Source organism: Rhodococcus sp. YH1, assembly GCF_009939605.1.
Lineage (GTDB): Bacteria > Actinomycetota > Actinomycetes > Mycobacteriales > Mycobacteriaceae > Rhodococcus > Rhodococcus aetherivorans.
In genome coordinates, this window is the sequence record NZ_WVTE01000096.1 from 1 (window position 1) to 8,615 (window position 8,615).

The window sequence follows — 8,615 nt, forward strand, 5'->3', positions numbered from 1 at the left end:
TTGGCGATCGACACCTTCGTCATGCGCATGGCGAAGAACCTAGCCTTCTTCGCCTCTCGTGCTGCTCGACCCACTGACATCTCCCCTGGTCAGGGAGCGTGTCGCATGGACCACCTGAGTCAGCCCACATCGAACCCATGTGACATTCGGCCACACAGCCCCCGGCTCACACCGCGCCGAACAAGACCTGTGCGTTGTCCCAGCACACCGCGCGGACCCATTCGCTGCCGAGACCGAGCCGTTCGACCGCCTCGAGCTGATGGACGTACGGGTACGGGATGTTCGGGAAGTCGCTGCCGAACAGCACCTTCGAACCCAGTGCCTGCAGCCGCGGCAGCTCGTCCTCCGGGAACGGCATCGACTCCTGCGTGAAGTCGGTGAACGCCATGGTGGTGTCCAGGTGCACCCGCGGGTACTTCTCCGCCAGATCGAGGAACTGGCGGTACTCCGGCATGCCCATGTGCGCGACGATCAGCGCCAGCCGCGGGAACCGTTCCAGCAGCGCGGCGATCGGGCCGGGCCCGGTGTGCGTCCCCGGAGCCGGTCCCGATCCGCAGTGGATCACGATCGGCACGCCGGCATCCTCGAGCAGTCCCCACACCGGGTCGAGCAGCGGGTCGTTGGGGTCGTAGTCGCCGACCTGGATGTGCGACTTGAACACCCGTGCCCCGTGCTCGAGTGCCGCGGCCACGTAGCCGGCGGCATCGGGCTCGGGATAGAACGTCGCGGTGTGCAGGCAATCGGGGGTGCGGGCCGCGAAGTCCACCGCCCACGCGTTCAGCCACGCGGCCATCGCGGGCTTGTGCGGATAGAGCATCGCCGTGAACCGGCGGACCCTGAAACCCCGCAGCCGCTCGACGCGCTCCTCCTCGGCGTGCCGGTAGGTGATGGGCCATGCCCGGCCCACCAGCGGCCCGGCGGAGTCGAAGTAGCTCCACACCTTGTCCATCACGTTCGACGGCATGAAGTGGGTGTGCACGTCGATCAGGCCGCTGAGGCCGTGCCGGGCCCGGAAGTCGGCCACCTGCTGCGCTTCGTCCATCACCCGAAGGTAGCGACCCCGTCGCCGGTGCGTCTTTTGGGCTGCCCCAGCCGCCCGAAGGACACACCGGCGCCGGAGGCGCCTTAGAAGTACACGGCGATGCGACGGCCGTCGATCTCGTGCACGGCGATGTCCATGTCGTACACCTTGCGCAGCACCTCGGGCTGCAGGATCTCGTCGACGTCGCCGTCCGCGACGACGGCGCCGTCGCGCATCGCGACGATGCGATCCGAGTGGCACGACGCGAAGTTGATGTCGTGGATCACCAGGATCACGGTCTTGCCCATCTCGTGGGCCATGCGTCGCAGCAACTGCATCATGTGCTGCGAGTGCTTCATGTCCAGGTTGTTGAGCGGTTCGTCGAGCAGCACGTAGTCGGTGTCCTGCGCGAGCACCATCGCGACGAACGCGCGCTGCCGCTGTCCGCCGGAGAGCTGGTCGAGGAAGCGGTGCTCGAACCCGCCCAGGCCGGTGTACTCGAGGGCACGGTCGACCGCGTCGTGGCAGGCCGCCGAGAGCCGGCCCTTCGAATGCGGGAAGCGCCCGAACTCGACGAGTTCGCGCACCGACAATCGCACCGCCGTGGTGTTGTCCTGGCGCAGCACCGACAGTTTCTTCGCCAGCGCGTCCGAGGGGGTGGCCCGCAGGTCGAGCCCGTCGATGCTGACCGATCCGGCGTCGGTGTCGAGCAGCCGCGCGACGATGGTCAGCAGTGTCGACTTGCCGGCGCCGTTGGCACCGATGATCGACGTGAGGCCGCCGCGCGGGACGTCGAGGTCGACGGGCCCGAGCACGGTGGTGCCAGCGTAGTTCTTGGCGAGGTCCCGAACGGTGATCACAGGCGCGCACCCCTCACGAGCAGGGAGATGAAATAGATGCCGCCGAGGAAGTTGACGACGACGATGAGGCTCGAGTTGTAGTCGAGCAGCCGGGCGAGGACGAACTGCCCGCCGACCAGGGCGACGATCGCGACGAGCGTCGCGGCGGGCACCGTCCAGCGGTGCCGGAACGTGCCGACGAGTTCCCGGGCCAGGTTGGCCACCAGCAGCCCGAGGAACGTGATGGGCCCGACGAGCGCAGTGGCCACCGAGACCAGCACCGCGACGACGATCAGCGCGCGGGTGACCACGCGCCGGTGGTCGACGCCGAGGCCGATTGCGTGCTCGCGGCCCAGTGCGACGACGTCGAGCTGACGCAGCAGCGGCACCGAGAACGCCGTCGCCGCGACGACGAGCAGGGCCGACACGGCGAGCAGGTCGACCTGCACGTTGTTGAAGCTGGCGAACAGCACGTCCTGCAGGGTCATGAAGTCGTTGGGGTCGATCAGCCGCGACACCAGCGACGACAGCCCACCGAACAGCGCGCCGAGCACGATGCCGACGAGCACCAGCACGTACAGGTCGCGGGATCCGCGGTCGAAGAGCCATCGGAACAGCACGAGCGCGAAGCCGACCATGGCGAGCACCTCGACCCCGAACTTCAGGCGCGGATCCAGTGTCGCGAGGGCGCTCGCGCCGAACAGGAACACCACGAGGGTCTGCAGCAGCATGAACAGGCTGTCGAAACCCATCACACCCGGGGTGAGGATGCGGTTGTTGGTGACGGTCTGGAAGATCACCGCGGCGAAGGCGGTGGCGTAGCCGACGAGCACCATCGACAGCACCTGCCGGCCGCGGATCTTCATGGCGAAGTCCCACGAGCCGGTGACGAAGAGGAACAGGTATGCGCACACCGCCAGTGCGGCGACGACGGCGAGCACGACGAGCACGCGGGCAGGGTTCCGGCGACGGGTCGCGGCGGGTGCGGCGACGGCCGGGCTCATCGCGGTCCTCGCCGGGTGCGCAGGATCAGCGCGATGAACACGACGGCGCCGACGACGCTCGCGACGGTGCCGACCGGGATCTCGTACGGGTAGCGGAGGACGCGGCCGACGACGTCGCACGCGAGCACGAATCCGGCGCCGGCGAGCGCGGTGATCGGCAGGACGCGGCGCAGGTTGTCGCCGAGCGCCAGGGTGACGAGGTTGGGCACGACGAGACCGAGGAACGGGATGGCGCCGACGACGACGGTGACGACGGCGGTGGTGACGGCGACGACGACCATCCCGATGTTGATCACCAGCTGGTACGGGACGCCGAGGTTCTTCGCGAAGCCCTCGCCGAGGCCGGCCACGGTGAAGCGGTCGGCGTACAGATAGGCGACGGCCATGACGGCGACGACGACCCAGATGATCTCGTAGCGGCCGCGCAGGATGCCGGAGAAGTCACCGCTGGTCCAGGTGTTCAGGGCCTGCATCAGTTCGAGCCGGTAGGCGAAGAACGTGGTGACGGCCATGACGACGCCGCCGAACATGAGGCCGACGAGCGGCACGACGATCATGTCGGTGAACCGGACGCGGCGCAGGAGCCGCAGGAACAGGAAGGTGCCGACGAGGGAGAAGGCGACGGCGACGAGCATCTTGCCGAGCACGGACTGTCCGCCGAGGAACAGGGTGGCGACGAGGATGCCGAGCAGGGCCCATTCGACGGTGCCGGCGGTGTCCGGCGCCACGAACCGGTTGCGGGTCAGGTGCTGCATGATCAGGCCGGACACGCTCAGGGCGGCGCCGGCGAGCAGGATCGCGATCAGGCGGGGCACGCGCGAGACGAAGAACACCTCGAGGGTCGCGGTGTCGCCGCGCAGCAGGTCGGCGGGGGTGACGTCGGCGACGCCGACGAACAGGGACGCGAAGGCGGCGACGGCGAGCAGCGCCGCGCCGATCAGGACGGGACGCAGACGCGCGGCGGGGCCGGCGGCCGCACGCGGGGTGCGGTCGCCGGCCCTGCCGGTCGTTACCGGGGAGCTCACGGGCGGGAGGCGGTCATGCCGCCGCGGCCTTGCCGACGGCCTGCCCGACGACGTCGATCTGCGACTGGACGGAGCTCAGCGCGCTCGGCGCCATGTACCAGGTGTACAGGTCGAGGTAGGTGATCCGGCCTTCCTTCGCGGCGGTGGTGCCGCCGACGAGCGGGTTGTCGAGGACTCGGGACGCGTTGGGGCCGGTGGTGTCGCCGAGGGGTGCCTCGCGGTCCTGAACGAACATCAGGTCGGGGTCGGCCTGGGCGATGTACTCGAAGGACACGGCGTCACCGTGGGCGACGTCGTCGGCGAAGGTCTCCGACACGGGCTTGACGCCGAGGTCGTGGATGATCCCGTACCGGGAGCCGGGTCCGTACGCGGTGACCTCGGCGGCCTCGACGCGCGTGATGAGTCCCCGCAGGTTCGCCTGTGCGGCGGCAGCGGACACCGCGTCGAACGACGCCTCGATGCCGGCGAACTTCTCCTCGAACGCGCCCTCGGCGCCGAAGATGGTGGCGAGGTTGCGGTTCTGCTTCGCGACGCTGGCGAGGAAGTCCTTGGCGTCGACGGAGAGGTCGACGGTCGGGGCGATCTCGCTGAGCGCGTCGTAGCTGGTGGCCGACCGGGCGGCGACGATGATGAGGTCGGGCTCGAGGGCGTTGACGGCCTCGAAGTCGGGCTCGAACAGCGAGCCGACCTTGGCGACGTCGTCGCCCCGGTAACGCGCGAACGATTCGGGCCAATTCGTGAGCGCGGGGACGCCGACGGCGTCGGGCAGGTCGAGGTCGATCATGGACTGCAGCACGCTCTGGTCGAAGACCACGACCCGTTCGGGACCGACGGGCACCTCGGTATCGCCCTGGGCGTGACTGATGACGACGGTCTCGCCGGTCTCCACCGCGGTGTCGGAGGAGGTGTCGGAGGAGCAGGCGGAAAGCCCGAGCGAGGCGGCCGCGACTAACGCGACGGCGGCGGACAACCGGATACGCATGGGCAATCTCCTTGAAAATTGAACTTCCGAGGTAGACGGAGCCACCCGCGCAGCCCCACCCACCGCCTCGAACTCAGCCAAGCGTTGCCTAACTTAGCATGCCTTTACTTACTGTTGGCAAGGGTCGTGTCGCCCCACGGAGGAGCGCGCCGCCACTACGGTCGGACCCATGACCTCCACCACGTTCTCCGCCTGGGTCGCGCGCGAGCACGACGACGCGATCGACTTCGCCCCCGAGACCGTCGACGAGACGATGCTGCCCGACGACGGCATCACCGTCCGCGTCCTGCATTCGAGCATCAACTACAAGGACGCCCTCGCCGTCGTCCCGCGCGGCGGCGTGGTCCGCAACTACCCGATCATTCCCGGCATCGACCTCGCCGGTGAGGTCGTCACCTCCGATCACCCCGACTTCGCGCCCGGGGACCGGGTCCTTGCGCACGGCTACGAGATCGGCACCGGCCGCCACGGCGGCTACGCCGAGTACGCCCGCGTCCCCGCCGACCAGCTCGTCCGGCTCAGCGAGCTCTCCACAGCCGACGCCGCCGCCATCGGCACCGCCGGATTCACCGCGGCGCTGAGCGTGCAGGCCCTGCTGCGGCACGGCCTGACCCCGGACGACGGGCCCGTCGTCGTCACCGGCGCCTCCGGCGGCGTGGGCACCGTCAGCGTCGACCTGCTCGCCGCCGCCGGATTCGAGGTGGTCGCCTCGACCGGCAAGCCGGAAGCCCACGACCTGCTCACCGAACTGGGCGCCGCCTCGGTGATCGGGCGGCTGCCCGAGGACCCCGACGCGAAGCCGCGACCGCTCGGCAAGGCGATCTGGGCCGGGGCCGTGGATTGCGTCGGCGGCGCCACACTCGCCCACGTCCTCAGCACCGTCCAGTGGGGCGGCGCGGTCGCCGCCAGCGGACTCACCGGCGGCGCCGCCCTGCAGACCACGGTGATGCCCTTCATCCTGCGCAGCGTCGCCCTGCTGGGCATCGACTCGGTGCAGCTGCCCATCGGCCCGCGCCGGGCGCTGTGGGAGCGCCTCGCGGGCGACCTGCGGCCCCGGCACCTGGCCGACATCACCCGCCACATCCCCGCGCGAGAGCTGGTGCCCGCGCTCGACCTCGTGCGGGCCGGCAAGTTCACCGGGCGCGCGGTGATCGAGGTTGCCGGCGGATTCTGAGGGCTCGTCAGAAGAGGGTGAGCTCGACCTCCTCGACCACCTTCACCGTCCGGCGCACCGCCTTCTTCGCCCGCGCAGGCGCGGCGGTCGGCTCGGGCCGCGCACACGCGGCGGTCGGCTCGGGCCGCGCAGCCGCCGCGGTCGGCTCGGGCCCGGCCGGTTCGGAGACGGGCGCGTTCGGGGCGGGCGGGGCCGCCGCCTGCGCGCGCGCCGCCTCGCCCGCGAGGGTGTCGGCGAGTTCGTTGAAGTGGTTGCCGACGTGTCCGCGCACCCACCGGAACCGCACCGGCCCGGACCGGTCGGCGAGGACGCGGTCGATGGCCTGGACCAGATCGAGGTTCTTCACCGGCGCGCCGGTCGCCGTCTTCCAGCCCTTGCGCTTCCAGCCCGGCAACCATTCCGAGGCGCACTTGATGGCGTACTGCGAGTCGGATTCGATGATCATCGGTTCCGGACCGGGATGGGCCTTCAGCGCCTCGAGCAGCGCCCGCAGCTCGGCGATCTGATTGGTGCCCGAGTGCTCCCCGCCCGAGCGGCTCGGTCCCTCGTGATTGACCCACGCCCATCCGATGGCGCCGCCCGGATTGCGAAGGCAGGAACCGTCGGTGCTCACGATGATCATGTGCCAGACCATATCCCGTGGCAGGGGCGACGTCGCGCCCGAGGCGCCGACGCGCCGCGGCTGCGCAGAAATCGCGGCACCCATCGGCGTGTCGGCGCGAGAAGCGCACGCTCGGCGGGTCGCCGCCTTCGATCCGCACCTCGTCGCACGGTCACCTCGTCGCACAGTACGGTGGACCGGTGCCCTCCCCTGCTCCACCCAGCACCGGCGCGCTCGTCGTCCGCGCCGAGCTGCCCCGGCCGGTGGACGTCGCGCTGACGCTGCAACCCCTGCAGCGCGGGCCCTACGACCCTTGCCACCGCCGCGACGGGCAGGCCGTGTGGCGCACGTCCCGGTTGGCGTCGGGGCCGGTCACCTACCGGCTCGTGCAGGACGGTCCGCGCGGCGTGCGCTGCCACGCGTGGGGTGCCGGGGCCGAGGAACTGTCGGCACACCTTCCCACCCTTCTCGGTGCCGAGGACGACCCGACCGGGTTCCGGCCCGAGCATCCGAGCCTGGCCGAGGCCCATCGCCGCCTGCCGGCCCTGCGGATCCCGCGCACCGGCCGCGTCCTCGAGGCCCTGGTCCCGGCGATCCTCGAACAGCGAGTGCACAGCGTCGCCGCGTTCGCGTCGTGGCGGCGGCTCGTCACGTGGTTCGGTGACGTCGCGCCCGGTCCGGCACCGGAGGGGATGCGGGTGCCCCCGGCCGCCGAGACGTGGCGCCGCGTCCCGTCGTGGGAGTTCCACCGCGCCAACGTCGACCCCGGCCGGGCCCGGACCGTCGTGAGCTGCGCCCGGCTGGCCGACCGCCTCGAGCGGCTCGTCGACCTCGCGCCGGCCGAGGCGCAGCGGAAGCTGCGCTCGATCCCGGGCGTGGGCGTATGGACCGCCGCCGAGGTCGCGCAGCGCGCCTTCGGCGACGCGGACGCGCTGTCGGTGGGCGACTACCACCTCGCGACGATCGTCGGCTGGTCGCTGCTGGGCGCACCACTCGACGATGCCGGCATGGTGGAGTACCTGGAACCGCTTCGGCCGCACCGTTATCGAGCGGTGCGACTGATCATGGCGACCGGCGGGGCGGGGCGGGTCCCGCGACGGGGACCCCGCACGCCGATCACCGATCACCGCGGGCGCTGAGCAGTTCCCCCGCGCCGGTCACGCCGCCGGGGCCGGAATCGTCGGCCCGGTACCGCGGGGCTGCGCTGCCGCGGCGCCGACGGCTGACCGTCGGAATTCCGGCCGTCGAACCGTACCCTGGTGGCATGTCCGACCCAGACATTTCGACCGCGCCCACGAGGCTCGAGCGGCTCCCGAGCTGGCTGCTGACCCAATCCGCCCGCCACGTGCACCGGGTGGTGGTCGACCGGCTCGGCCAGGCCGACGCCCGCGGCTACCACTACCGCGCGCTCGCGGCACTCGAGGAGTACGGCTCGCTGTGTCAGACGGATCTCGGCCGTCGCGCGGGGATGGACCGCAGCGACATCGTCGCCACCGTCAACGAGCTGGCCGACCGGCGGCTCGTCGACCGCAGCCCCGATCCCACCGATCGGCGCCGCAACATCATCAGCGTCACCCGCCGCGGGCGGCAGCACCTGCGCACCCTCGACGACGTGCTCGTCGCGGCGCAGGACGAGGCGTTCGCGCCGCTCGACCCGACCGAGCGCGACCAGCTCGCCGTCCTGCTCGCGAAGGTGCTGGCCCACCACACCCGGCAGGCCGGCAGGTGAAGGGTTCCTCGCGGGAACCCTCCACCCGGGGCGGGCTCAGAGAGAGCGGGCGATGATCTGCTTCATCACCTCGTTGGCGCCTGCGTAGATCCGCTGCACGCGGGCGTCCTCGTACATCCGCGCGATCAGGTACTCGCGCATGTAGCCGTAGCCGCCGTGCAGCTGCACGCAGCGGTCGATCACCTCGCACTGCCTGTCGGTCAGCCAGTACTTGACCATCGCGGCGTCCGCGTCGTCGAG

The 8,615-nt window shown here is 70.9% G+C and carries 10 protein-coding genes; 3 read left to right on the plus strand and 7 right to left on the minus strand.

Features of this window, described 5'->3' with window-relative positions; genetic code table 11:
• Positions 1-166 precede the first annotated feature (166 nt).
• From AIIKEEIJ_RS09145 to AIIKEEIJ_RS09165, 5 genes are all read right to left on the minus strand, one after another.
• Positions 167-1,042 (minus strand): amidohydrolase family protein, encoded by an 876-nt coding sequence (locus tag AIIKEEIJ_RS09145; RefSeq protein WP_029546395.1) that lies wholly within the window; start codon positions 1,040-1,042, stop codon positions 167-169.
• Positions 1,043-1,125: 83 nt separating this feature from the next.
• Positions 1,126-1,881, minus strand: coding sequence for an iron ABC transporter ATP-binding protein (locus AIIKEEIJ_RS09150; RefSeq protein ID WP_072636396.1), 756 nt, complete (start codon positions 1,879-1,881; stop codon positions 1,126-1,128).
• Entirely contained in the window at positions 1,878-2,864 is a 987-nt protein-coding gene (locus AIIKEEIJ_RS09155) for an iron chelate uptake ABC transporter family permease subunit (protein ID WP_202916788.1), read from the minus strand. Before AIIKEEIJ_RS09155 ends, AIIKEEIJ_RS09150 begins: the two co-directional genes overlap by 4 nt.
• Positions 2,861-3,889, minus strand: coding sequence for an ABC transporter permease (locus AIIKEEIJ_RS09160; RefSeq protein ID WP_029546397.1), 1,029 nt, complete (start codon positions 3,887-3,889; stop codon positions 2,861-2,863). The genes AIIKEEIJ_RS09155 and AIIKEEIJ_RS09160 overlap by 4 nt, the downstream gene beginning before the upstream one ends.
• A 13-nt stretch (positions 3,890-3,902) precedes the next feature.
• On the minus strand, positions 3,903-4,871 hold the full coding sequence (locus AIIKEEIJ_RS09165) for an ABC transporter substrate-binding protein (protein WP_161995506.1): 969 nt from the start codon (positions 4,869-4,871) through the stop codon (positions 3,903-3,905).
• A gap of 169 nt (positions 4,872-5,040) precedes the next feature.
• Here AIIKEEIJ_RS09165 and AIIKEEIJ_RS09170 point away from each other — a divergent pair, with 169 nt between their 5' ends.
• Positions 5,041-6,045, plus strand: coding sequence for an acrylyl-CoA reductase family protein (locus AIIKEEIJ_RS09170; protein WP_161995507.1), 1,005 nt, complete (start codon positions 5,041-5,043; stop codon positions 6,043-6,045).
• Positions 6,046-6,052: 7 nt separating this feature from the next.
• Here the strand turns inward: AIIKEEIJ_RS09170 and AIIKEEIJ_RS09175 are convergent, their stop codons facing one another.
• Complete coding sequence (locus AIIKEEIJ_RS09175) at positions 6,053-6,667, minus strand: RNase H family protein (protein ID WP_161995508.1); 615 nt, start codon at positions 6,665-6,667, stop codon at positions 6,053-6,055.
• A 179-nt stretch (positions 6,668-6,846) separates the two neighbouring features.
• Here AIIKEEIJ_RS09175 and AIIKEEIJ_RS09180 point away from each other — a divergent pair, with 179 nt between their 5' ends.
• Positions 6,847-7,785 carry a DNA-3-methyladenine glycosylase 2 family protein gene (locus tag AIIKEEIJ_RS09180; RefSeq protein WP_161995509.1) on the plus strand — a complete coding sequence of 313 codons (939 nt, stop codon included), beginning with the start codon at positions 6,847-6,849 and terminating at the stop codon, positions 7,783-7,785.
• 125 nt (positions 7,786-7,910) lie between these two features.
• On the plus strand, positions 7,911-8,375 hold the full coding sequence (locus AIIKEEIJ_RS09185) for a MarR family winged helix-turn-helix transcriptional regulator (protein WP_006939806.1): 465 nt from the start codon (positions 7,911-7,913) through the stop codon (positions 8,373-8,375).
• Between the two features lie 36 nt (positions 8,376-8,411).
• On the opposite strand, the gene AIIKEEIJ_RS09190 is transcribed toward AIIKEEIJ_RS09185, so the two are convergent.
• Positions 8,412-8,615: acyl-CoA dehydrogenase family protein (locus tag AIIKEEIJ_RS09190; protein ID WP_274386610.1), on the minus strand; the 204-nt coding region annotated here is incomplete at its 5' end.